The following is a 22,256-nucleotide window of genomic DNA, read 5'->3' as shown; positions in this document are numbered from 1 at the left end:
ACAGGAAGTTAAACAGTAACGACTGCGACCCGACCATCCCAGGTTCGAAGCCTGTATTTCCATTGTCTTTCAGCCTTTCAGCGAAGCCATGTCAATCACGAAGCGATATTTCACATCGCTCTTCAGCATGCGCTCGTAGGCTTCGTTGATTTCCTGAATCTTGATCACCTCAATATCCGAGGTAATGCCATGCTCGCCGCAAAAATCGAGCATCTCCTGGGTTTCGGTAATGCCGCCAATAACGGAACCGGCCACCGACTTGCGCCCCATGATCAACGGAATAGTATTCAGCAAGGGATCCAGGCCACCCAGATACCCGACGAGCACCAGCGTTCCGTTGAGCGACAACGTAGGCAGGTATGGATTGACGTCGTGGATATAAGGCACGGTATCGATGATCAGGTCGAAACGGCCCTTTACGGCAGCCATTTGCCCGCCATCGGTGGAGAGTACGACTCTGTCCGCGCCCAAATGACGCGCATCCTGCTCTTTGCCCGGTGATCGGGTAAAGAGCGAGGCCTCGGCGCCCAAGGCCTTTGTGAGTTTTAGCGCCATGTGGCCGAGCCCGCCCAGACCGATGACCGCCACCTTGCTGCCCTTGCCGACCTTCCAATGACGTAGCGGTGACCAGGTGGTGATGCCGGCACAAAGTAACGGCGCGGCTCCTGCCAGATCCAAGCCGTCGGGGATTTTCACCACGAACTTATCCGATACGACGATCTTTTCGGAATAGCCGCCGAATGTCGGCATCCGGTCATGACAATCAATATCGTTGTAGGTCAGGGTGTGACGCACCTCGCAATACTGCTCCAGTCCTTGTTCGCAAGCCGCGCAGTGCTGGCAGGAATCAACCATACAGCCGACACCGACATGAGCGCCAGCTTTGAAGCGGGTGACGTTCGGCCCAACACTAATCACGCGGCCGATGATTTCATGGCCAGGAACCATCGGGTAAATGCTATTCCCCCAGTCATTGCGGGCTTGGTGCAAATCGGAGTGGCATACGCCGCAGTAGATGATTTCGATCACCACATCGTTTGCACGCGCTTCGCGGCGATCGAAACGATACGGAGTCAGGTCATCCTTGGGAGAGTGTGTTGCGTATCCAAGAACATTCATGGTCATTTTGTCCTCCTTTTTTAACAGTCGATCAGTTGGTGCGGGAGACTTTACCAAAATCAGAGGGGCAGGCAACAAAAAGCCCACTCCGAAAAATGGGCTAGATGCTTGAATACGTGGTAGGGCGTGACAGATTCGAACTGTCGACCTACGGATTAAGAGTCCGCTGCTCTACCAACTGAGCTAACGCCCCACGTAGAAATTACTACGGCAATAAGACACTGATGCTTCCTGGTAGGTCGGGCGAGATTCGAACTCGCGACCAACGGATTAAAAGTCCGCTGCTCTACCAACTGAGCTACCGACCCGGAAAAAGAGGAAGGGCGGATTATAGGGATCGGTCAGAAGCCTGTCAACGCAAGGCTGTCGCGAACCGATCAGAACTGAGTTTCTTTTTTGCCAATCACGTAGGGCGTCGGGTCAGGAACGCCTGCCGCTGCAAAGCCTTCGCGGCGCAGGCGGCAGGAATCGCAAACACCGCAGGCGCGGCCTTTTTCATCAGCCTGGTAGCAGGAAACCGTGAACTGGTAATCAACGCCGAGGGCGCCGCCGCGACGAATGATGTCGGCCTTGGAAAAATTAATCAGTGGCGCATGGATGGTTAGCCTGGCGCCTTCCACTGTGGCCCGGGTTGCCAGGTTGGCCATGGTTTCGAAGGCGGCGATGTAGGCCGGGCGGCAGTCCGGGTAGCCTGAATAGTCGACGGCATTGACGCCGACGAAGATGTCACGGCTACCTAGTACTTCGGCCCAGGCCAGCGCCAAAGAAAGCATGATGGTATTGCGCGCAGGTACGTAGGTGACGGGGATTCCCGATTGAGCGCCATCGACCGGGACGGCGATGGCCGGGTCGGTAAGTGCCGAACCACCGAATTCGCCAAGTGCCAGTTGCATCACACGATGCTCGCAGGCACCCAGGCTCTTGGCCACCTGCGCTGCGGCGGCAAGTTCAACGGCGTGTCGTTGGCCGTAGTCAAGCGACAGACAATAGCAGTCGTACCCGGCGTCGCGGGCAATGGCCAGGGTCGTAGCCGAATCGAGGCCGCCTGAAAGGAGGACGACGGCAGGCGGCCGGCTGGGGGCGAATGGCGTGTGCATGGCTTGTAAATAAGCGGTTTGTGACCAAGAATAGCCTGCCATTTTACCGGCTTTTAGCCAGACCCTGCCTACATCCTGCGCTACAATCGCCTTCTTTCAGCCCGCTTTCCATTCCCGGAGAAGATGATGCGCCCGACGAAATATCTGACCCTATTTGCCACTCTACTTCTTGTGGGGTCTTCAGTTCAGGCGGCCGAAGCCAACAGAACTTCGCTGAAGGTTGGTTTGCTGTCCACCCTGTCCGGCCCTGGCGCCGGCCTTGGCGTCGATATTCGTGACGGTTTCAATCTGGCGGTCAAGCACCTGAACGGGAGGTTCGGTGGTCTGCCTGCTGAAGTGATCGTGGTTGATGACCAGCAGAAGCCCGAGGTCGCCCAGCAGGCGGTCGAAAAATTCCTGAAGAAGGACAAGGTCGATTTCATGACCGGAATCGTCTTTTCGAACATCATGCTGGCGGTTGGCCCGCCGATTTTCGATAGCAAGACTTTCTTCATTTCGGCCAACGCCGGGCCATCACAGTATGCCGGTGAGCAGTGCACCCCCTTCTTTTTCAACGTAGCCTGGCAAAACGATAATCTGCATGAGGCCGTTGGCCAGTACGTTCAGAATAAAGGCTTCAAGAATGTCGTTCTGGTGGCGCCCAATTACCCCGGCGGCAAGGATGCGATGGTCGGCTTCAAGCGCTTTTACACAGGCAGGGTCAGCGAGGAGATTTATACCAAACTGGGGCAGCTCGATTACGCTGCCGAGCTTGCCCAGATCAGATCGCTCAAACCGGATGCCGTGTTCTTTTTTCTTCCCGGCGGCATGGGCATCAATTTCATCAAGCAATTTGTCGCCGCCGGCCTGTCGGCTGATTCACAGCTTTTTGCCCCCGGCTTTTCGGCCGACGAAGACGTGATCAAGGCAGTTGGTGCGCCGATGCTCGGTATGTTCAACTCATCGCACTGGGCACACGACATGGATAACGCCGAAAACAAGCGTTTCGTCGCCGATTTCCAGAAGGACTTCGGACGCTTACCATCGCTCTACGCCTCGCAGGGCTATGATGCAGCCCTCCTGATCGACGCTGCCGTACGTGACGTGAAAGGCAAGCTCGACGACAAGGAGGCTCTGAGAAAGGCGCTCGAAGCCAAACACTTCAAATCGGTTCGCGGCGACTTCAAGTTCAATACCAACCACTACCCGGTGCAGAATTACTACCTGCGCGTAATTGGTCGCGACGCCCAGGGCCGCGTGACCAACAAGACCATGGGCACAGTGTTCACCAACCACGCCGATGCCTACGTCGCGCAGTGCTCGATGAAATAACACAGCAAGCTCTTTCAACGCAGAGTACGCAGAGGCGCAGAGAGAGAATCAATATCGTTTTTCTCTGCGATCTCTGCGCCTCTGCGTACTCTGCGTTGAAAGCGGTTAACTTCCATCCCTATGACCCAACTCATTCTCGAACAGGCGCTCAACGGCTTGCAATTCGGACTCATGCTGTTCCTGCTGGCTGCCGGGCTGACGCTGGTGTTTGGCATCATGGATATGATCAACCTCGCGCATGGGTCCTTGTACATGGCCGGGGCGTATCTTGCGGCGGCAGCGACGCAGGCCAGTAACTCATTCGTGGTCGGCATCGGCGCTGCCATGCTGGCTACGGCAATTCTTGGCGCGTTGCTTGAGATCACTTTGCTGCGTCGGCTTTATGCGCGCAACCATCTGGCGCAGGTGCTCGCCACCTTTGCCCTGATCCTGATTGCCAATGAGGCGGTGCGCATGATCTGGGGCGCACAGCCGGTGCCGCTCAATGCGCCGGACGCGCTTTCCGGACCGGTCAACATCGCCGGTTTCTTCTATCCAGCCTACCGTTTACTGATCATCGGCGTCGGCGCACTGGTTGCCGTCCTGCTCTATGTCTTGGTAACGCACACACGACTGGGCATGTGGGTGCGTGCCGGCGCCTCGAATCGCGAAATGACCGAGGCATTAGGCATCAACGTGCGCCTACTGTTTACGATCGTTTTTGCCTTCGGAGCGGCGCTTTGCGCGCTGGCCGGCGCCATGCTCGGACCGTTGCTGGCGGTCCAGGCCGGCATGGGGGAAAGCATTCTGATCTTAGCTTTCGTAGTGATCGTCATTGGCGGCATCGGATCGATTCGCGGCGCTCTGGTCGGCAGCCTGCTGGTGGGCATAGTTGATACCCTGGGCCGCGCCGCCTTGCCTTCACTGCTCAGCTTGTTTCTGTCACCGGAGGTGGCGTCCAATTTCGGACCAGCGCTTGCATCTGTCCTGATTTATCTGCTGATGGCGGCCATTCTTTTCTGGCGACCGGAAGGCCTCTTTCCGGCGAGAGCCTAAACATGGGGCTTTATGAATCTTCAAAACGCCGCCGGGTGGCGGCCGCCATAACCTTGGCCTCCCTGCTTGCGCTACCCTGGCTGATAACTGCCCTTGATCAAGGTTTCTATATCAGTTTTGCCAGTCGCGTGCTGATTTTTGCGCTGGCGGCAACCAGCCTCAATCTGGTCATTGGCTTTGGCGGCATGATTTCTTTCGGGCACGCAGCCTTTTTCGGCACCGGTGCATACTGTGTGGCAGTACTGGCCGAGAGTGGAATAGTTTCGGCTGCTCTGGCATGGCCGCTGACCATGGCGCTGACGGCGCTGCTGGCCTTGTTGATTGGCGCGATCAGTTTGCGTACGCGGGGCGTCTATTTCATCATGATTACCCTGGCTTTCGCACAGATGGTTTTCTATCTGGTGGTTTCGCTCAAGGCCTGGGGGGGGGACGATGGCCTTTCACTGGTGCGGCGTTCGATTTTCGGCGGACTCGATTTGAAGGACGATACGACCTTTTACTTTGTTGTCCTGGCTATTCTGGCGCTGGTCCTGGTGGCGCTTGACCGTCTCGCCCATTCGCGCTTCGGGCGGGTGATCCAGAGCATCCGAGAGAATGAAACGCGGATGGAGGCGCTGGGCTACCCGGTGTTTGCGTACAAGCTGGTCTGTTTCGTCATCGGCGGCGCACTGGCCGGATTGGCTGGCGCCTTGCTGGTGAACCAGAGCGGGCTGGCCAGTCCGAATCTGCTGCACTGGATGCAGTCGGGAACACTGATGGTGATGATTGTGCTCGGTGGCGTCGGCAGCGTCTATGGTGGTGTGGTCGGTGCCGTGCTCTTGCTGCTGGGCGAAGAGATTTTGGCCGAGTGGGTGCCGCATTGGCCGATCGGCCTGGGTGTCCTGCTGCTGGCGGTCGTTTTGTGGGCGCCACTGGGTATTGCCGGTCTCTTCGGCTGGGGGCGCAGCCGTGAATGAGTGCCGGACGACCCTGCTTGAAGTGAGTGATGTGAGCAAACACTTTGGCGGTATCTACGCACTCAACGCGGCGTCGTTGGAAATTCAGACCGGCGAAGTGCATGCACTGATCGGGCCTAATGGCGCCGGCAAGACAACGCTGATCCACGTCCTCTCGGGCACCATGCTCCCGGATGCCGGGCGCGTCGTTTTCGCTGGCAAAGATCTGGTACGGCGGCAGATGCATGAACGTGTGGCGCTTGGACTGGCGCGTTCGTATCAGATCACCAACCTGTTCCCGCGCCTGACGGTGCTGGACAACGTCACGCTGGCGGTTCAGGGGCGGGTGCGCGACTGGGGTTCCAGCTTTAGTTTCTGGAGGCCTTTTTCAGTTGATTCGGCGATTATCAGCGAGGCCTATGATTTTCTGGGACAAGTCGCACTCACCGGCGTCGCCGGACGTCGCGCCGGTCAGCTTTCGCATGGCGAGCAGCGTTGTCTGGAGGTGGCGCTGGTGCTGGCAACGAAACCGAAACTGCTATTGCTCGATGAGCCGATGGCCGGTATGGGTCCGGAAGAATCGGCGCGTATGGTCGAACTGATCGAGAGTCTGGCGCGACGAGTGACGATGCTGCTCGTCGAACACGATATGGACGCCGTTTTCCGCCTGGCCGACCGGATTTCGGTACTGGTCAGCGGCAGCGTCATCGCCACCGGCGAACCCGCAGCGATACGCGCCGATAGCGAAGTGCGGCGCGCCTACCTCGGGGATATTGAATGAGCCAAAAGAACTCACCGCAAAGGCGATCGAAGGATGGCTGCGTTGCTTGAGATCGAATCGCTGGAAACCGCCTACGGCATGAGCCAGGTACTGTTTGGCGTCAGTTTCGCCATCGCCGAAGGCGAAGTGGCAACACTTCTGGGGCGTAATGGCATGGGCAAGACGACCGCTGTGCGCTCGATCTGCGGACTGGAAAAGCCGGGAGGGGGCAGTATCCGTTTTGCCGGAAAAAGAATCGACGGGCTGTCGGCGGATCGCATCGGTCGCGCAGGGATTGCTCTGGCGCCCGAGGGACGGCAGATTTTCCCCAATCTCACGGTACGCGAAAACCTGCTTGCCTTCGCCGCCAACCGGCATGGCGCAAGTAAGCCCTGGACGCTGGATCGGGTCTATGCCTTCTTCCCGCGTCTGGCGGAACGCGCTGGCGTTCTCGGCACTCGCCTGTCGGGCGGCGAGCAGCAGATGCTGACCATCGGTCGTGCCTTGATGACCAATCCGAAGCTGCTGATTCTGGACGAAGCAAGCGAAGGCCTGGCGCCGCTCGTGCGCGAGGAGATCTGGCGCTGTCTTGACACCCTGCGCAGCAGTGGGCAAACCATTTTGCTTATCGACAAACATGTCGAACGACTGCTTGCACTGGCTGACCGGCATACCATTCTCGAGCGCGGCCGGGTGGTGTGGCAGGGGGCGTCGGCCGAACTCGATGCCGATCGCGGAATCTGGCATCGCTATCTGGGAATCTAAACTTTAATCCGCGATCAGCGCCGAGAGTTCGCGCTCGAGCAGCGCCGGATCGCCGAGATTGAGTTCAACCAGACGACGCAGATGGGTCATGCTGTCGATGTCGATAGTCAGGCACAGGAGCCCCACATCACACCCGTCAACGTGGGTGACAAGGGTCTCCATGCTAATCTTGTCATCCATGCCGTCGAGTTGAACATGTAACCTGCAGATCGCGCCATCTTGCAGCGCTGTTTCGGCGGGCAGGCGGATCAGCGCACCTTTGAACGAGATGTCGAGAACGACGACATCAATCGTGCCGGCGGTAAACACCAGCTGAGCAGTGGTGTTAAAAGAAATTCGCGAGTGCTGGCGGCGTTCGTCGGTCATGGCAATATTCTCAGCAAGATCACTTGCCCCGCATATTACCCCAAAGCAGCTTGTGCAGTTGCAGTTGAAAACGAACCGGCAGCCGATCGGCGAGTATCCATTCGGCCAAGGCTTTGGGTTCGAGCTCGCCCTGCACCGGTGAAAAGAGGAGCGGGCAGACTGCGTCAAGATGGTGTTTGTCGATGGTCTGCCGTGCCCATTCGTAGTCGCTCCTGTCCTTGAGCACGAACTTCAGTTCATCGCGCGCAGTGAGCAGATCAAGGTTCGGCCAGAAGTTCTTGCCGGACTCGCCGGAACCCGGAGCCTTGAGATCGACAATTCGGGATACACGCGCGTCGACGTCGGCAATGTCAAGTGCGCCGGATGTTTCGAGGCAGACATCGTAGCCGCTATCGCAAAATGCTGTGAGCAGCGGGAGGCAATTCTTCTGGGCGAGCGGTTCGCCACCGGTGACGCAAACCCGGCGGACGTCATAGCCACCAACATCGTCGATAATCTGCGTCAGCGTCATGCTCTGGCCGCCAGAGAAGGCGTGTGCGGTGTCGCACCAGACACAGCGCAGAGGGCAGCCGGTCAGTCGGACAAAAACCGTTGGCAGGCCAGCGCGCGAGGCTTCGCCCTGCACGGAATAGAAAATCTCGCTGATTTTCAGCGAGAGCGATTTGTCTTCGATGGTCACCCGGCTACTTTTTTAAACGTTGCTTGGCCGTAGCCGCCGCCGGACTGTCCGGGTACTTGATAAGCACCGTTTCAAGGGTCGACTTGACGCCTTTGGCGTCGCCTAGTTCCTGCTGACAGGTGGCGATGTTGATCAGCGAGTCAGGCGCTTTCGGATGCTGAGGCCACCTGCTGACCACTACCCGGTGCGCGTCGATGGCCTTTTTGCAGTCGTGCAGCGCGTAATGCGCGTTGCCCAGCCAGTATTGCGCATTTGGCGTCAAGCTACTGTCCGGATGTGCTCTGGCAAAAGTCTCAAAAGCGACTGCCGCTTCCTTGATCTTGTTGCCCTTGAAGAGGTTAAGCGCCGCTTCGTATTCGCGTGTTTCGGTCGCCGGGTCGCTCAAGGGCAGAGCCGTATCCGCTGGCTTGCTTTCTTCAGTAGGAAGCAACTGGGTTTCCTGCTTGCGCAGGCGACCGTCGAGGTCGATGTAGAAATCCTGTTGCCGCTTCTTCGCCGATTCAAGTTCGTAGCTGAGCGTTTCTAGTTGGCCGCGCAGCCTGGCATTCTCTTCGCGTAGGGCCTGAATCTGGTTGACTAGTTCGAATTGAGCTTTGGACAGGGTATCGAGGCGCTCGTCGGTCTGAATCGACAGCTCCTTGACCTGGCGTCGCGCTTCGTCGTCATCAAACATGCCGGCGTGCACCTGCTGTGCGCCGACGACGGCGAGTAGCAACGTAATTGTCGATAGCCTCGAAGCGAAACGACGTGCCGGCATCTCAGAATTCGCCGTTGTAGAGCATGTCGCCGCGACGGTTCTCGGCCCAGGCGGCTTCGTTCTGGCCTTCATTCTTCGGCTTCTCTTCACCCAGACTGACCGACTCAAGCTGCTCTTCGCGAGCGCCGAGCAGGGTCAGCATCTTCTTGATCGCGTCAGCACGTTTCTGGCCAAGCGCGAGGTTGTATTCACGGCTGCCACGATCATCTGTATTGCCCTGTATCAGCATTTTGAACTGTCGGTTGTCAGCGAGGAACTTGGCGTGAGCAGTGACCAGATCCTTGTACTCGGCACGGACTTCGAATTTGTCGTAATCGAAATAAATGCTGCGCTTGGAGAGAATGCTCTTGGGATCGGTAAGGATGGCAGGCAGTTTGCTCCCGCTGACGCCATCTGCCGTAACTGGAGCCACGCCAGCGCCACGACTTTCAACGGGCGCACCGCCTTGCTCGGGGGCGTCGGGCGTCGAACTGCAACCAGCGCCCAAGAGGACGAGAAGGACGGGGATGATGAGTTGCTTCATTGTGTTTCTCCTGCTTCAGAATATTAAGCTTGTCCGACTAATTGGTGAATGGAGCCCAGGCCGGTTCGCGAACATCACCGGCCGGGATGGAAAGTCGTTGTTTGATGCGTCCGTCAATCGATACGGCGGACAGCACGCCGCGTCCGCCGATCTCGGTAGCGATCAGGATCATGCGGCCATTCGGTGCAAAGGTCGGCGATTCATCCTTGCTCGAGTCGGTGAGGATTTGTACCTGTTTGCTGCCCAGATCCATGACCGCCAAACGGAAGCCACTCTCGCGCCGGCTGATGAAGGCCAGCGTTTTGCCATCCGGAGAGATGCGCGGCGAAACGTTGTAGCTACCATCAAAAGTTATGCGTTGTGCATCACCGCCGCTAACGCCGGTGCGGTAGATTTGCGGGCTGCCGCCGCGATCCGAGGTGAAATAGATCGACTGTCCATCGGCGGCGTAAAAAGGCTCGGTATTGATCCCGGACGAGGCGGTCAGGCGCTGCACCCCGGAGCCATCGGCATTGACTATGAATATCTGCGAGCCGCCATCCTTGGACAGAACGACCGCCAGTTTTCGGCCGTCGGGTGACCAGGCCGGCGCCGAATTCGATCCCTTGAAATTGGCGACCACGATACGTTGCCCGCTGGCCAGTGAATGCACATAAACCACCGGTTTTTTGTTTTCGAACGAGACATAGGCCAGGCGTCCGCCGTCCGGTGACCAGGTCGGCGAAATAATCGGCTCCCTGGACTTCAGGGCCGCTTGCGCGTTCTGTCCGTCAGCGTCGGCGATGTGTAGCTCGTAACGATTGGCGCCACTCTTCACGACATAGGCGATACGTGTCGAGAAAATTCCGGGTTCGCCAACCAGTTTTTCGTAAATAGCGTCAGCGATGCGATGGCCGGCGGCACGCAACATCGGCGTTGAGGCGACGAAGGCGGCGCCAGCGAGCGCGCTTTGCTTGTTGACGTCGTAAAGCCGATAGCGGGCTTCTTGCCGGCCGTCACCACTGGGGCCGATGCTGCCGGCCGCCAGAGCGTCGGCGCCACGGTTTTTCAAGTCGGCATAGCCCGGCGTGGTCGACTCAGTCATTGCGGCACCGGTCGTATCGATCAGCTTGAACAGGCCGCTACGCTCCAGATCGCTGCGTACGACGCTGGTCAGCACCCGCGCAACACCGGCGTCACCACCAAACTCGGCAATGGCCAGCGGGATGCGATTGGCGCCGGCACCGGTGATCTCGATCGTCAGTTCAGCCTGGGCGGGTGTCTGTAACAGGGCGAGTGTGCTGAAGGCGATCAGGCTCAGGCCGCGCAGTTTGAGCAAGGGTCGAAGCATTGGCACAGGTGTCCGTTAAACAATCGGCGATTATATCCCTTTGATATGCGAAGGATTTGTAACGAAACGTAATATTGCTACTTGTCAAACGGCTGATAGGGAATTCGCAATTCGCGGTCAAAGAGTCCGGAATCCTCAGGTTTTGGAAGCGGCGAGGACTTCAGAATGGCGCGTTCGATGGCCGCATCGAGCGTCGAATTGCCACTTGATTGGCGCACCCTGACGCTCAACACTTCGCCCGAAGGCAACTGAGTCACTTCAAAAATGCCTTCAGGATTCCCCTGAATGCCTGGAGGCAGAACGATATTGCCGCGAATTTTGCCGCGCACCTTGGATACGTAGTCGGCCAGCCCGCGTGAGCGAGCCGCTGCGGCCTGCTCAGATTTGAGCTGGGCGATCTGCTTGGCCTCGGCTTCGGCATGGGCACGCTGTTCCTGCACTGTTTTTTGCTGCTGGATCTGTTTTTGTTCGTGCTTGAGTTCTTCGTCAAAGCTTGGTCGCCGATCCGGTTCGGTTTTTTTCGGCGCCTCTTTCTTGGGTTCAGGCTTTTTGGGCTCTTCCTTCTTCGGCTTTTTGTCGTCCTTGATCGCAATATCTGGCTTGATTGTCGGCACGGGCTCCACTTTGGGAACTGGTTTTGGCTCGGGTGCGATCTCGGGCGGCGGCTCAGGAACCAGCTCGGGCTGGGCCACAACCGCCGGTGCCGAACGCCAGACTTCGACTTCGACTGCCGACGGCGCCTGGCTCTTCCACTGCACGCCGAAGAACAATGCGCTGAGCAGCAGCAGGTGGACCAGGGCCGAGAGAGCTAGCGCAGCAGTGTCTGACTGCTCGGTTTCCGGTGGCGGTGCTGCGAGGTTCACGGCTTACTTGCCCGTAGGTTGCACAAGCAGGCCAATGCGCTTGACCTGCTGGCGCTGAAGTTCATCCATGACGCCGAGAACGGCTTCGTATTTGACGTTCTTGTCGCCGACGATGAGCACCGGCTGTTCCGGGTTCTTGCGCTGGGCGTTGACGATAGCTTGCGACAGTTCGCTGCGGCTCAGGCTGCGCTCGGATTTGCCAGGCACTGTCAGTGACAGCGACTGATCAGCGCGGATATTCACCTGTAGCGCTTCAGCCGGCGCCTGTGCGGCCTTGCCAACCGAGGGAACATCAATACTGGCGGTAGTCATCATCGGCGCAGTGACCATGAAGATGACGAGCAACACGAGCATGACGTCGATGTAGGGAACGACGTTGATTTCATTTTTTAGGCGACGTGGGCGCATGAGGTTTCCCGCTTACCGCACCTGGCGTTGCAGGATGTTGGAGAATTCTTCCATGAAGGATTCGAAGCGCGTCGATAGACGGTCGATCTCGTGCGCGAAACGGTTGTAGGCAAGCACCGCCGGAATTGCAGCAAAAAGGCCAATGGCGGTGGCGACCAAGGCCTCGGCAATGCCTGGGGCTACGACGGAGAGCGTCGCCTGCCCGACGTTGGCGAGACCACGAAAGGAGTGCATGATCCCCCAAACCGTGCCGAACAGGCCGATGTAGGGGCTGACCGAACCAACCGAGGCGAGGAAAGCGAGATGGGAGTCGATGCTGTCAACTTCGCGCTGGTAGGTGGCGCGCATGGCACGGCGCGAACCGTCGATGACGTCTTTCGGGTCGAGATTTTTTTGGCTGCGCAATTTGTTGAACTCGCGGAAGCCGGACTCGAAAATGCGCTCCATGCTGCCCGTTCCGTGACGGTTGTTGACCGCGCTCTGGTATAGGCTGTTGAGGTCGCCGCCGCTCCAGAAGTCACGTTCGAACTGTTCGGTTTGCGCGCGTGCCGTCCCCACGGTGAACCATTTGCGAAAGATGTAGTACCAGGACATGAAGGAAACGCCGGCGAGCAGCAGCATGACGGCCTGCACTACAGCGCTGGCGTTGAGGATCAGGTGCAGGATCGAGAGGTCTTGCGAGACGTTCATTGAAGGGCTTCCAGTTTGGTGCGCAAAAAAGCGGGGATCGAGGTGATCTTCATCAGCGCGGAGTTCACGCAAACGATCTGAATCCTGCCGCTGAGCAGTTCTTCCCAGCCGCCGATGAGTGCCGGATTGGCGCGTCGGATGTGCTGGCGAAAGAAAATCTGGGACTTGGTGATTCTTTCGACCTCGAGGCCGACCGAGAGCATTTCATCGAGCCGCGCCGGCTTCAGATACTCAAGGCTGACACTGCGCACAACAAAGGCAATGCCCTGGTCGCGCAGCAAATCGGCCTGCTCGTGACCAATCTCACGCAGCCATTCGGTACGGCAGCGCTCGAGAAACTTCAGATAGTTGGCGTAATAGACAACACCTCCGGTATCGGTGTCCTCGTAATAGATGCGAACAGGGATGGTGAAGGCGTTGGGGTTTTGTTCGTATTTCATGGGCGGATTCTAAAGCGGCGTGATGGTGATGAGTGTAAGGGTTCGTGACAACATGCTTTCATGGATTTCCGGGCTGGCTCATTGGGCGCGCCACAGCTCGTTTTGTCCATTGCCTACTGGGTTCTCAAGGCCGAGGTGACGGTACACGGAAGCCGTTGCAATGCGGCCACGCGGCGTGCGTTGCAGGAAACCCTGCTGGATCAGATAGGGTTCGAGCACGTCTTCAATGGTGTCGCGCGCTTCACCGATGGCCGCCGCCAGATTGTCGACGCCGACCGGCCCGCCACCGAATTTGTCGATCACCGCAGAAAGCAGCTTGCGATCCATGATGTCAAGACCACCGTGGTCGACATCGAGCATGACCAGCGCCAAATCTGCCACCTCTTGTGTGATATGCCCGGCGGCCCTGACTTCAGCAAAATCACGCACCCGACGCAGCAGGCGGTTGGCGATGCGCGGCGTGCCGCGCGAACGACGAGCAATTTCCAGCGCGCCGCCGGGTTCGGCCGGGACCTTGAGCAACTGCGCCGAGCGCGTGACGATATGCGTCAGTTCTTCGGGTGTGTAGAACTCAAGCCGCGCGACGATGCCGAAGCGGTCCCGCAAGGGGTTGGTCAGCATCCCGGCACGGGTCGTCGCACCAACCAGCGTAAACGGAGGCAGATCGAGCTTGACCGAACGTGCGGCGGGGCCTTCGCCAATCATGATGTCGATCTGAAAATCTTCCAAAGCCGGATAGAGGATTTCCTCGACGACCGGACTTAGGCGATGAATTTCGTCGATGAACAACACATCGTGCGGTTCAAGGTTGGTCAGCATGGCGGCCAGGTCACCAGCCCGCTCAAGCACCGGTCCCGAGGTCGAGCGCAGATTGACGCCCATTTCGGCGGCGATGATGTGCGCCAGCGTGGTTTTTCCCAGACCCGGCGGGCCGAACAGCAGAACGTGATCGAGCGTGTCCTGGCGTCGTCGGGCGGCTTCAATGAAGATCGAGAGCTGTTCGCGAATCTTCGCCTGACCGACATATTCGGCCAAGCGCTTGGGGCGCAGGGCGCGTTCAATTGCTTCTTCCTGCGTTGATTTTGACTCGGCTGAAATCAGCCGGTCCACTACATTTTCACTTAAATTATCGCCGTCGCTGAATTTGTCTATTTCGATCATGGCTAAATGGAGGGCGCTTCGAAGTCGGGGTGCGCCAGCCATTCCCGGATCAGCACCTGGCCGAGGGCGAGCAGGGTCGGCCCGAGAAAGAGTCCGATAAAACCGAAGACCAGGACGCCGCCGAAAACGCCGACGATGATCAGCAATAGCGGCAGACTAGCGGTGCGCGAAATCAAAATGGGCTTGACGAAATTATCGACGCTGCTGATGCCGAACATGCCCCACACGATCATGAAAATGGCCCAGCCGGTTTGCCCGCCATCGTAAAGCCAGGCGGCTGCGCCAAGCCAGATCAGCGTGGCGCCAACCACTGGCACCATCGAGAAGAAAAACGTGGTCACGGTGAGAATGGTGACTCCGGGAACACCAGCGATGATAAACCCGATCATCGCCACCAGTGACTGGGCCGCAGCGGTTCCAACGATACCGACCATAACGCCGGTGACGGTGCCATCGGCCAGCCTGAGCATGCGTTCGCCAAGATCGCCGGCCAGTTTTCGGCTGCCGGTACGCAAGGCATCGGCATAAAACTCGGCGTCGCGAAACATAAAAAAAACGAAAAAGACGACCAGCATGAGTTGTAACAGGCCCTGACCAAACATCGTCACGGTCGCCAGCGCGAGTTTGCGCGTAGGGTCGAGAAGTTGGCGCAGGAGGGTGTTCATCTCTTCCCGGCTGGCGACCAGCTTGTGCCAGTACGCGCTGATATCCGGGCCAACGACGGGCAGCCTGGCGAGCCAGTCCGGGGGTGCGCTGGGCAGTCCGGTTTCTAGCATCGGTTTGAAGTAGCGAATGGCCGATTCGATTCCGTCGGCGAGCGACCCGGAAAGCAGGGCCAACGGAGCGACCAGCAGCAGTATCAGCATCAGTGACATCAGCACAGCGGCCAGGCTGCTGCGCCCACCACAGAACAAGAGAAGGCGGTTGTACAGCGGAGCTGTCGTAACGCAAATGACAGCGGAAAAAAGCAGGGTGCCGGTGAAGGGAATCAACACGGCAATGCAGCCGATCAGCAGAAGCGCAACAATGGCAATCTGGATGATCTGCTTCTGGGCGGAGGAGATGGATTGTTTCATGCTTTCGAGAGTAGTTTAAGCGCCTGACGGATGCCGTCCGAAGTGGAAATGCCAATCGCTAGCGGCTTCATTGCCGCCGCTGCTTCGCGGTCATTGTAACCCAGCGACAGCAGCGCATTGAGGATGTCATGCTGACAGTCCTCGACGGCAATGGTAGCGGAAGGCAAGGCATCAGCCAACTTGCCCTTGAGTTCGAGCAGCAGACGTTCGGCAGTCTTCCTGCCGATGCCCGGCACTTTGATCAAGCGCCCGACCTCCTGCCGTGCGATAGCTTGCGCCAGATCAGTGACAGACAGCCCGGAGAGCACCGCCAGCGCCATACGCGCGCCAATGCCGGAGATCTTGATCAATTGGCGAAAGGCGAAGCGTTCTGATTCACTGGCGAACCCGAAAAGAAACTGCCCGTCTTCGCGCACGACAAAATGGGTCAGCAAGGTCATCTTTTCGCCAATCGCCGGCAAGTTGTAAAAAGTGCTCATCGGAACATCAACTTCGTAGCCGAGGCCGTGCACGTCCATGACCACCTGCGGCGGATTCTTTTCCAGCAGTATTCCGGTAAGGCGACCGATCATTGGCTTCTCCTGAATGATTAGAATTTAAAACTTAAGCGCTTTCAACGCAGAGTGCGCAGAGACGCAGAGGACGCAGAGAAGAGCGATTTGTCGAAGCATGTGAAAACGATACTACGTTTTTTCTTGTTTCTCTCTGCGAACTTTGCGTCTCTGCGTCCTCTGCGTTGAAAGCGGTTATCCACCCTCAAACCAGCCGCCCGTTGCGCACGCGCATTCCCTTGGTCGCCAGCGCGCCCATGCCTTGTCCGCCGTGCGCGTGGGCGATGGCGCAGGCCAGCGCGTCGGCGGCGTCGGGGTTGGGGTCGCCGGGCAAGGACAGCAGGCGGCGAACCATGTGCAGCACCTGTGTCTTGTCGGCGTGGCCGTTGCCGACCACCGCCTGTTTGACCTGCAAGGCGGTATATTCGGCGACCTCCAGCCCGCCGGCAACCAGGGCAGTGATGGCGGCGCCGCGCGCCTGCCCGAGCAGCAGGGTGGACTGCGGGTTGACGTTCACAAAAACGATTTCGACGACGGCTTGGTCAGGCTGGTACTGCGCGACCAGTTCGCGCAGTCCGGCATGGATCGTTCCCAGCCGGGTTGGCAGTGAGGCCTTGGCATCGGTCTTGATGCAGCCGCTGGCTACGTAGCTCAGCGCGTTGCCAGACTTTTCGATGACCCCGAAGCCGGTAATACGCAAGCCCGGATCAATGCCGAGGATGCGGATCAACGGGGACCGCTTGCTGCACAAGGCTTAACGTCCGTACACATCGTCGAACCGCACAATATCATCTTCGCCAAGATACGAGCCCGACTGCACCTCGATCATCTCCAGCGGCAGACGGCCGGGGTTCTCAAGGCGGTGTTTGGTGCCGAGCGGGATGAAAGTGGATTCATTCTCCGACACCAGATAGCTCGTCTCATCCCGCGTCACCTTGGCGGTGCCGCGCACGACAATCCAGTGTTCGGCGCGGTGGTGGTGCATCTGTAGCGACAAACTGGCGCCCGGTTTGACGATGATGCGCTTGACCAGAAAACGTTCGCCGACATCGACGCCGTCGTAGGAGCCCCACGGGCGGAACACCTTGCGGTGCAACTGCCCCTCGGCCCGGCCTTCGCGCTTGAGGTGATCGACAATTCTCTTCACCTCCTGCGTCCTGCTCCTGTGCGCCACCAGAACGGCATCCGGGGTTTCAACGACGATCATGTCTTCAACCCCGAGGCAGGCCAACAGGCGGCCTTCGGACATAGCCAGCGTGTTGCGACAGTCGAGCAGCACGACATCGCCCTGTGCCACATTCCCCTCGTCATTCTTGGGCAGCACCTCCCACAAGGCATCCCAGGCGCCCACGTCCGACCAGCCGGCGGACAGTGGAATCACCACGCCGGTCGGCAGCGCACCGTCACCAGCGGCAATACGTTCCATCACCGCATAGTCGATCGAATCTTTCGGACACGCGGCAAAAGCGTCCTGGCCGACCCGTAAAAAATCGCCCTCGGCCGTACCCTGTTCCCAAGCGGCGCGACAGGTGGTCAGTATGTCGGCATGGCAGATTTGGATCGCCGACAGCCATACCGAGGCGCGCACCACGAACAGGCCGCTGTTCCAGAAATACGACCCATCATCAAGATAGGCCTGCGCCGTCGCCTGATCAGGCTTTTCGACAAAGCGTGCAATGACGCTCGCCCCTCCGTCACCCAACGCCACGCCGGACTGTATATAGCCATAACCGGTCTGCGGTGAATCCGGCGTAACACCGAAGGTCACCACTGAGCCGGCGTCGGCCAGCGCTACACCCTGGCGCACCACCGCCTGAAACGCCGGAGTATCTAGAATCACGTGGTCGGATGGCATCACCAGCAGGATTGGATCGTCGCCATCGCGCATCGCAGCCAGTGCGGCCAAGGTCAGTGCCGGCGCGGTGTTGCGTCCGAAGGGTTCGAGCAGGATCGTCCCCTGCTGGCCCATCAGTCGCAACTGCTCGGCGATCACAAAACGGTATTCCTCGTTGCACACGATCATCGGCGCCCCAAGCTTGACGCCGGCCAAACCCTCGACCCGGCGCACTGTGGCTTGCAGCAGCGAGTCATCGCCGATCAGCGACAGCAACTGCTTGGGATATTTTTCGCGGGAAAGCGGCCACAGCCGTGTGCCGGAACCGCCGGAAAGAACAACAGGGATCAGTGAGTACATGGCAAGTTCCAGGTAAAAATGCTGTTTTGAACGCCGTCATTCCGGGCTTGACCCGGAATCCAGTAAACCATCATTCCAGCTTCGTCTGCATGCACCGCAACCCCTCCTGCACCAGCAGCCCCGCCCGTTCCTGGGTGGAGGCTTCGGCGTAGCAGCGCAGTTCCGGCGCATTGCCCGACGGACGGAAATGAATGATCTCATTGTTTTCAAGAAAGATGCGCAGCCCGTCGGTCTGGTCGAGGCCCGCGGGTTTGCCGCACACTCCGCCTAACAGCGCCGCAACGGCAGCGCCCGATGCGGCAAGATCAGCGAGAATCCTGCGGCTCGTTTCAGTAGGAAAAGACTGCAAACGGTCGCTCGCGGTAAAGCGTGCTGGCAAACCCAGAGGTAATGCAGAAACCTTAATCACTTGCTCCCTGGCCATCGAAAGCAGGCAGAGGATCGGCAACACCGCATCACGGGTCATTAATGGCGTTAGCATACGGCCATTTTTTTTCAGCGCCGAGCCTACCAGAAAACCGCCATTCGGCTCAAAGCCAACAACATTCGTTTTACCGGCCTTGATCAATCGTTCTATACCTTCAATCACGTAAGGTGACCCGATACGGGTTCTAAGCACGTCCAGGAACGCGCCACATTGTGTAACCGCCGTATTGCAGCTCACCGTGGTGACCACTGCCTGCGCCCCCAGATACTGCGCGCAGAGGATGCCGGCAATATCTCCCCGGAACCAGTGGCCCTGCTCATCGCCGAGCAGTGGCCGGTCGGCGTCGCCATCGGTGGACAGAATAGCGTCAAATCCATACTGCTGCGCCCAGCGCCGTGCCTGCTGGACGTCGGCCGCACTGACCGCTTCGGTATCGATGGGGACAAACTGGTCGGTTCGCCCCAGAGAAATCACCTCGGCGCCCAGCAGTTCCAGAAGCTCGCGCAACAAATCACCGGCGACGCTGGAATGCTCGTAGAAGCCGAGCTTCATCCCCGCCAGACATTGGGGCGCAAAAAACTGAAGATAGCGATCGATGTAATTCTGGTAGGCACTGCGATTGATTTCCAACAGGGGAATCGACACGCCCTCTGTAGGGACGGCGACCAGCGCGCCGTTGATTCTGGCCTCATCAGCCTTGGTGATTTCTCCCGCCGTGCCGTAGAACTTGATGCCATTCCGCTCAAAGGGAATGTGGCTACCAGTCACCATGATGCCCGGCAGGCCCTGCGTCTGTGCGTAGTAGGCGAGCGCCGGGGTTGGAATGGCGCCGCAAAAATCGACGCTCAGCCCGGCATGCTCAATCGCCGCTGCACACGCCGCCGCAATCTGCGGACTGCTCGGGCGCAGATCCATGGCCAGCGCAACACGCCCCGAAGTGGCCGACATCGCTTGCAGGAAGGCGCTCGTGTAGGCGAAGCAGACCTCGTTCGTCATGTCGGCAACCAGGCCGCGCACGCCGCTGGTTCCGAAGCGCACGCCGCTGGTGTCCATGAGCGCCTGGATGGCCACCTCTTGTTCTGAGTGTTTCATGGAAATTCTTACTCCCTTGACCTACTCGAACACCTCCGCCTGCAGAAACGCCTGCCCCCTGGCGTCTTTGCCCGAGAGCAACGGTTCGCCGGTCAATGCCGGCCAGTCAATGGCCAGCGTCGGATCATTCCAGACAATGCAGCGCTCAAACTCGGGGGCCCAGTAATCCGTCGTCTTGTAAAGGAACTCGGCACTCTCGCTGAGCACCACAAAGCCGTGCGCCATGCCCGGCGGCACCCATAACTGGCGCTTGTTATCGGCTGACAGAATCTCGCCGACCCACTGGCCAAAGGTTGGCGAGTTGCGGCGGATATCGACAGCCACGTCGAACACCTCACCGGCGATCACGCGAACGAACTTGCCCTGCGGCTGCTTGATCTGGTAGTGCAGGCCGCGCAACACATTGCGCGCCGACTTCGAATGGTTGTCCTGAACGAAATCGACCGTCAGCCCGGAGGCTTCGCGGAACGCGCGCTGGTTATAGCTCTCGTAAAAAAAGCCGCGATCGTCGCCGAAAACCTTCGGTTCGATGAGCAGCACATCAGCAATGGCACACCGGGTCACCTGCATCAGAGTACCTTCTCGTGCAGCAGGCCGAGCAGATAGTCGCCGTAACCGGACTTGGCGAGCGGTTGCGCCAGCCGTTCAAGCTGCGCATCATCGACCCAGCCATTACGCCAGACGATTTCTTCCGGCGCGGCGACCTTCAAGCCCTGCCGCCGCTCGATGGTTTGGATGAACTGGCTGGCCTCGAGCATCGATTCGTGGGTGCCGGTATCGAGCCAGGCGTAACCGCGGCCCATGGTTTCAACGTCGAGCGTACCCTGTTCCAGATAGAGCCGGTTCAGATCGGTGATTTCCAGTTCGCCGCGTGGCGACGGCTTGATCGACTTGGCCAGGTCGACTACCTGCTGGTCGTAGAAATAAAGGCCAGTTACCGCATAGCGCGATTTGGGTGCTTCCGGTTTTTCTTCCAGACTGATAGCACGGCCCTGACTGTTGAATTCGACAACGCCATAGCGCTCTGGATCGGTCACCGCATAGGCAAACACCGAGGCTCCCGCCCTGCGCTCGTTGGCATTCTTCAGCAGCCCGGCAAAGTCATGGCCGTAGAAAATATTGTCCCCGAGGACCAGCGCGGAGGGGTTGTCGCCAATGAAGGATTCACCGATCAGGAAAGCCTGCGCCAGCCCGTCGGGGGAGGGCTGAACGGCATAGGAGATGCTGATTCCCCACTGGCGGCCATCGCCGAGCAGTTTCTCAAAAAGTGGCGTGTCCTGTGGCGTCGAGATGACCAGCACCTCGCGGATTCCAGCCAGCAGCAAGGTACTGAGCGGGTAGTAAATCATCGGCTTGTCAAAAATCGGCAGCATTTGCTTGGAAATAACCTGCGTTGCCGGATAAAGCCGGGTGCCGGAGCCTCCGGCGAGAACGATGCCTTTGCGTTTATTCATTGTGGAATTTCCTGCATGGGATTGCACAACGTGACTTGCTTCTTAACCCTGGGTGAGTTCACAACAGCCGCTTCCCAGAAGTCCAGGTCGGTATCGGGTGCGTCTGAATAATCAACTTCAGCATCACTCATCGCGTCGATGCGCGGCCAGTCGCTCAAGATAAATTTTTTGTTCGCGTTCATTGGCTTTCCTCATCGAAATGATGCGCACCTTGCCGGCGCGCGCTGTGTGGGCAACAAGCACCATCATGCTGCATTGTAGTTATAAATTGTAGTTACATGCTGTAGTCGCGCGGCCCGCAGCGTGGTTTGCGGGACACTACCGGCGAAGCCAGCGCTGCTGGCCCTGGCAGGCTACAATCGTGCTTTCGGGGAGAGGCATGTGAGTTGGTGGCTGGCGTATATCGGACTTGGGCTGTTTACCGGCTTTTCTGCCGGCATGCTGGGAATTGGTGGCGGACTGGTGATGGTGCCGGCGCTGACCATGATGTTTGCCGCGCAGGCTGGCTTCCCGCCGAATGAAGTGTTGCATATGGCGCTTGGCACGTCGATCGCGACAATCCTGTTTACCTCGCTTTCTAGCTTGCGCGCGCACCACCAGCATGGCGCCGTGCTCTGGAAAGTGGTTATCCAGATCACCCCGGGAATCTTGCTCGGCACCCTGCTCGGCGCCCTGTTCGCGTCCAGCGTGTCGGCCAAACCGCTGGCAATTTTTTTCACCGGATTTGTCTGTTTTATCGCCCTGCAGATGATTCTCAACCTGAAGCCCAAACCCTCACGCCAGTTGCCCGGGGCGCAAGCGGTATTTGCCGTCGGTCTGGGCATCGGCTCGATTTCGGCGCTGGTAGCCATTGGCGGTGGCGCTTTCACCGTGCCCTTCCTGACCTGGTGCAACGTTCGCGTACAGAACGCGATTGGCACCTCGGCGGCCATCGGTTTTCCGATCGCCGTGGGCGGCTCTCTGGGCTATATCTACAATGGCTGGGGGCATGCTGATCTTCCGGCATCGAGCCTGGGATTCGTCTACCTGCCCGCGCTGGCCTGGCTGGTTCCGCCAAGCGTGCTGCTTGCCCCGCTCGGCGCCAAGCTTGCACACCGCCTGCCGGTCACCACCCTGAAACGCATCTTCGCTGGTCTACTCATTGCGCTGGCCTTAAAGATGTTTTTGAGTCTTGATTCCTAACGATAATAATCGCTGCACGCCTTGTTTTTCCTTGCCTTGGC

At 58.7% G+C, this 22,256-nt stretch carries 26 protein-coding genes and 2 tRNA genes; 6 read left to right on the top strand and 22 right to left on the bottom strand.

Features of this window, described 5'->3' with window-relative positions; all coding sequences use genetic code 11:
- Positions 1-69: 69 nt before the first annotated feature.
- The 4 genes from Q1J43_RS09430 to queC all read right to left on the bottom strand — a co-directional run bounded on the left by Q1J43_RS09430 (position 70) and on the right by queC (position 2,216).
- The gene (locus Q1J43_RS09430) at positions 70-1,194 is read right to left on the bottom strand and encodes an NAD(P)-dependent alcohol dehydrogenase (protein ID WP_301102234.1); all 1,125 of its coding nucleotides are present in this window, start codon (positions 1,192-1,194) and stop codon (positions 70-72) included.
- Between the two features lie 42 nt (positions 1,195-1,236).
- Positions 1,237-1,312 (bottom strand) — tRNA-Lys (locus Q1J43_RS09425).
- Between the two features lie 39 nt (positions 1,313-1,351).
- Positions 1,352-1,427: transfer RNA gene (locus tag Q1J43_RS09420), tRNA-Lys, on the bottom strand.
- A 69-nt stretch (positions 1,428-1,496) separates the two neighbouring features.
- Positions 1,497-2,216 (bottom strand): 7-cyano-7-deazaguanine synthase QueC, encoded by a 720-nt coding sequence (gene queC, locus Q1J43_RS09415; protein WP_301102239.1) that lies wholly within the window; start codon positions 2,214-2,216, stop codon positions 1,497-1,499.
- Positions 2,217-2,339: 123 nt separating this feature from the next.
- Between queC and Q1J43_RS09410 the strand changes: the two genes are divergently transcribed.
- From Q1J43_RS09410 to Q1J43_RS09390, 5 genes are all read left to right on the top strand, one after another.
- Entirely contained in the window at positions 2,340-3,527 is a 1,188-nt protein-coding gene (locus tag Q1J43_RS09410; protein WP_301102233.1) for an ABC transporter substrate-binding protein, read from the top strand.
- Positions 3,528-3,647: 120 nt separating this feature from the next.
- On the top strand, positions 3,648-4,562 hold the full coding sequence (locus tag Q1J43_RS09405) for a branched-chain amino acid ABC transporter permease (RefSeq protein WP_301102232.1): 915 nt from the start codon (positions 3,648-3,650) through the stop codon (positions 4,560-4,562).
- Between the two features lie 2 nt (positions 4,563-4,564).
- The gene (locus tag Q1J43_RS09400; protein WP_301102231.1) at positions 4,565-5,518 is read left to right on the top strand and encodes a branched-chain amino acid ABC transporter permease; all 954 of its coding nucleotides are present in this window, start codon (positions 4,565-4,567) and stop codon (positions 5,516-5,518) included.
- Positions 5,511-6,278 (top strand): ABC transporter ATP-binding protein, encoded by a 768-nt coding sequence (locus tag Q1J43_RS09395; protein WP_301102230.1) that lies wholly within the window; start codon positions 5,511-5,513, stop codon positions 6,276-6,278. Before Q1J43_RS09400 ends, Q1J43_RS09395 begins: the two co-directional genes overlap by 8 nt.
- Before the next feature lie 33 nt (positions 6,279-6,311).
- Positions 6,312-7,022, top strand: a complete 711-nt coding sequence (locus Q1J43_RS09390) for an ABC transporter ATP-binding protein (RefSeq protein WP_301102229.1) — start codon at positions 6,312-6,314, stop codon at positions 7,020-7,022.
- Between the two features lie 3 nt (positions 7,023-7,025).
- Here the strand turns inward: Q1J43_RS09390 and Q1J43_RS09385 are convergent, their stop codons facing one another.
- The 18 genes from Q1J43_RS09385 to Q1J43_RS09300 form a co-directional block, all read right to left on the bottom strand.
- Positions 7,026-7,388: a PilZ domain-containing protein gene (locus Q1J43_RS09385; protein ID WP_301102228.1), complete on the bottom strand. Its 363-nt coding sequence runs from the start codon at positions 7,386-7,388 to the stop codon at positions 7,026-7,028.
- A 19-nt stretch (positions 7,389-7,407) separates the two neighbouring features.
- Positions 7,408-8,067, bottom strand: coding sequence for a 7-carboxy-7-deazaguanine synthase QueE (queE, locus tag Q1J43_RS09380; protein ID WP_301102227.1), 660 nt, complete (start codon positions 8,065-8,067; stop codon positions 7,408-7,410).
- Between the two features lie 4 nt (positions 8,068-8,071).
- Positions 8,072-8,824 carry a tol-pal system protein YbgF gene (ybgF, locus tag Q1J43_RS09375; RefSeq protein ID WP_301102226.1) on the bottom strand — a complete coding sequence of 251 codons (753 nt, stop codon included), beginning with the start codon at positions 8,822-8,824 and terminating at the stop codon, positions 8,072-8,074.
- 1 nt (position 8,825) lies between these two features.
- Positions 8,826-9,347, bottom strand: a complete 522-nt coding sequence (pal, locus tag Q1J43_RS09370) for a peptidoglycan-associated lipoprotein Pal (RefSeq protein WP_301102225.1) — start codon at positions 9,345-9,347, stop codon at positions 8,826-8,828.
- 37 nt (positions 9,348-9,384) lie between these two features.
- Positions 9,385-10,677 (bottom strand): Tol-Pal system beta propeller repeat protein TolB, encoded by a 1,293-nt coding sequence (gene tolB / locus Q1J43_RS09365; protein ID WP_301102224.1) that lies wholly within the window; start codon positions 10,675-10,677, stop codon positions 9,385-9,387.
- A gap of 77 nt (positions 10,678-10,754) precedes the next feature.
- Positions 10,755-11,540 (bottom strand): energy transducer TonB, encoded by a 786-nt coding sequence (locus Q1J43_RS09360; protein ID WP_301102223.1) that lies wholly within the window; start codon positions 11,538-11,540, stop codon positions 10,755-10,757.
- A gap of 3 nt (positions 11,541-11,543) precedes the next feature.
- Entirely contained in the window at positions 11,544-11,948 is a 405-nt protein-coding gene (gene tolR, locus Q1J43_RS09355; RefSeq protein ID WP_301102222.1) for a protein TolR, read from the bottom strand.
- Positions 11,949-11,960: 12 nt separating this feature from the next.
- Positions 11,961-12,638: a protein TolQ gene (gene tolQ / locus Q1J43_RS09350; RefSeq protein WP_301102221.1), complete on the bottom strand. Its 678-nt coding sequence runs from the start codon at positions 12,636-12,638 to the stop codon at positions 11,961-11,963.
- The gene (gene ybgC, locus Q1J43_RS09345; protein ID WP_301102220.1) at positions 12,635-13,078 is read right to left on the bottom strand and encodes a tol-pal system-associated acyl-CoA thioesterase; all 444 of its coding nucleotides are present in this window, start codon (positions 13,076-13,078) and stop codon (positions 12,635-12,637) included. Before ybgC ends, tolQ begins: the two co-directional genes overlap by 4 nt.
- A 78-nt stretch (positions 13,079-13,156) precedes the next feature.
- The gene (ruvB, locus tag Q1J43_RS09340) at positions 13,157-14,239 is read right to left on the bottom strand and encodes a Holliday junction branch migration DNA helicase RuvB (RefSeq protein ID WP_301102219.1); all 1,083 of its coding nucleotides are present in this window, start codon (positions 14,237-14,239) and stop codon (positions 13,157-13,159) included.
- A gap of 2 nt (positions 14,240-14,241) precedes the next feature.
- Positions 14,242-15,315 carry an AI-2E family transporter gene (locus tag Q1J43_RS09335; protein WP_301102218.1) on the bottom strand — a complete coding sequence of 358 codons (1,074 nt, stop codon included), beginning with the start codon at positions 15,313-15,315 and terminating at the stop codon, positions 14,242-14,244.
- Positions 15,312-15,887, bottom strand: a complete 576-nt coding sequence (gene ruvA / locus Q1J43_RS09330) for a Holliday junction branch migration protein RuvA (protein ID WP_301102217.1) — start codon at positions 15,885-15,887, stop codon at positions 15,312-15,314. Before ruvA ends, Q1J43_RS09335 begins: the two co-directional genes overlap by 4 nt.
- 184 nt (positions 15,888-16,071) lie before the next feature.
- Positions 16,072-16,596, bottom strand: a complete 525-nt coding sequence (gene ruvC, locus Q1J43_RS09325; protein ID WP_301102216.1) for a crossover junction endodeoxyribonuclease RuvC — start codon at positions 16,594-16,596, stop codon at positions 16,072-16,074.
- A 24-nt stretch (positions 16,597-16,620) separates the two neighbouring features.
- Positions 16,621-18,060 (bottom strand): mannose-1-phosphate guanylyltransferase/mannose-6-phosphate isomerase, encoded by a 1,440-nt coding sequence (locus Q1J43_RS09320; RefSeq protein WP_301102215.1) that lies wholly within the window; start codon positions 18,058-18,060, stop codon positions 16,621-16,623.
- Between the two features lie 70 nt (positions 18,061-18,130).
- The gene (locus tag Q1J43_RS09315; protein ID WP_301102214.1) at positions 18,131-19,579 is read right to left on the bottom strand and encodes a phosphomannomutase; all 1,449 of its coding nucleotides are present in this window, start codon (positions 19,577-19,579) and stop codon (positions 18,131-18,133) included.
- Positions 19,580-19,600: 21 nt separating this feature from the next.
- On the bottom strand, positions 19,601-20,149 hold the full coding sequence (rfbC, locus tag Q1J43_RS09310; protein ID WP_301102213.1) for a dTDP-4-dehydrorhamnose 3,5-epimerase: 549 nt from the start codon (positions 20,147-20,149) through the stop codon (positions 19,601-19,603).
- Positions 20,149-21,033 (bottom strand): glucose-1-phosphate thymidylyltransferase RfbA, encoded by an 885-nt coding sequence (gene rfbA, locus Q1J43_RS09305; protein WP_301102212.1) that lies wholly within the window; start codon positions 21,031-21,033, stop codon positions 20,149-20,151. The genes rfbC and rfbA overlap by 1 nt, the downstream gene beginning before the upstream one ends.
- Positions 21,030-21,215, bottom strand: a complete 186-nt coding sequence (locus Q1J43_RS09300) for a hypothetical protein (RefSeq protein WP_301102211.1) — start codon at positions 21,213-21,215, stop codon at positions 21,030-21,032. The genes rfbA and Q1J43_RS09300 overlap by 4 nt, the downstream gene beginning before the upstream one ends.
- Positions 21,216-21,414: 199 nt before the next feature.
- Here Q1J43_RS09300 and Q1J43_RS09295 point away from each other — a divergent pair, with 199 nt between their 5' ends.
- On the top strand, positions 21,415-22,215 hold the full coding sequence (locus Q1J43_RS09295; protein ID WP_301102210.1) for a sulfite exporter TauE/SafE family protein: 801 nt from the start codon (positions 21,415-21,417) through the stop codon (positions 22,213-22,215).
- Positions 22,216-22,256: the final 41 nt, after the last annotated feature.

The sequence above is a fragment of the Propionivibrio sp. genome (assembly GCF_029255185.1).
Taxonomy (GTDB): Bacteria; Pseudomonadota; Gammaproteobacteria; order Burkholderiales; family Rhodocyclaceae; genus Propionivibrio.
The sequence above is the reverse complement of the archived record's forward strand: the minus strand, read 5'-3'. Positions and strand labels throughout refer to the sequence as shown.

Bases quoted from the DNA above. Each gene is read 5' to 3' on its own strand.
- queC (WP_301102239.1), bottom strand. From the start codon at position 2,216: ATGCACACGCCATTCGCCCCCAGCCGGCCGCCTGCCGTCGTCCTCCTT.
- Q1J43_RS09410 (WP_301102233.1), top strand. From the start codon at position 2,340: ATGATGCGCCCGACGAAATATCTGACCCTATTTGCCACTCTACTTCTT.
- Q1J43_RS09405 (WP_301102232.1), top strand. From the start codon at position 3,648: ATGACCCAACTCATTCTCGAACAGGCGCTCAACGGCTTGCAATTCGGA.
- Q1J43_RS09400 (WP_301102231.1), top strand. From the start codon at position 4,565: ATGGGGCTTTATGAATCTTCAAAACGCCGCCGGGTGGCGGCCGCCATA.
- Q1J43_RS09390 (WP_301102229.1), top strand. From the start codon at position 6,312: ATGGCTGCGTTGCTTGAGATCGAATCGCTGGAAACCGCCTACGGCATG.
- Q1J43_RS09385 (WP_301102228.1), bottom strand. From the start codon at position 7,388: ATGACCGACGAACGCCGCCAGCACTCGCGAATTTCTTTTAACACCACT.
- ybgF (WP_301102226.1), bottom strand. From the start codon at position 8,824: ATGCCGGCACGTCGTTTCGCTTCGAGGCTATCGACAATTACGTTGCTA.
- pal (WP_301102225.1), bottom strand. From the start codon at position 9,347: ATGAAGCAACTCATCATCCCCGTCCTTCTCGTCCTCTTGGGCGCTGGT.
- tolB (WP_301102224.1), bottom strand. From the start codon at position 10,677: ATGCTTCGACCCTTGCTCAAACTGCGCGGCCTGAGCCTGATCGCCTTC.
- tolR (WP_301102222.1), bottom strand. From the start codon at position 11,948: ATGCGCCCACGTCGCCTAAAAAATGAAATCAACGTCGTTCCCTACATC.
- tolQ (WP_301102221.1), bottom strand. From the start codon at position 12,638: ATGAACGTCTCGCAAGACCTCTCGATCCTGCACCTGATCCTCAACGCC.
- ybgC (WP_301102220.1), bottom strand. From the start codon at position 13,078: ATGAAATACGAACAAAACCCCAACGCCTTCACCATCCCTGTTCGCATC.
- ruvB (WP_301102219.1), bottom strand. From the start codon at position 14,239: ATGATCGAAATAGACAAATTCAGCGACGGCGATAATTTAAGTGAAAAT.
- Q1J43_RS09335 (WP_301102218.1), bottom strand. From the start codon at position 15,315: ATGAAACAATCCATCTCCTCCGCCCAGAAGCAGATCATCCAGATTGCC.
- ruvA (WP_301102217.1), bottom strand. From the start codon at position 15,887: ATGATCGGTCGCCTTACCGGAATACTGCTGGAAAAGAATCCGCCGCAG.
- Q1J43_RS09320 (WP_301102215.1), bottom strand. From the start codon at position 18,060: ATGTACTCACTGATCCCTGTTGTTCTTTCCGGCGGTTCCGGCACACGG.
- Q1J43_RS09315 (WP_301102214.1), bottom strand. From the start codon at position 19,579: ATGAAACACTCAGAACAAGAGGTGGCCATCCAGGCGCTCATGGACACC.
- rfbC (WP_301102213.1), bottom strand. From the start codon at position 20,149: ATGCAGGTGACCCGGTGTGCCATTGCTGATGTGCTGCTCATCGAACCG.
- rfbA (WP_301102212.1), bottom strand. From the start codon at position 21,033: ATGAATAAACGCAAAGGCATCGTTCTCGCCGGAGGCTCCGGCACCCGG.
- Q1J43_RS09300 (WP_301102211.1), bottom strand. From the start codon at position 21,215: ATGAACGCGAACAAAAAATTTATCTTGAGCGACTGGCCGCGCATCGAC.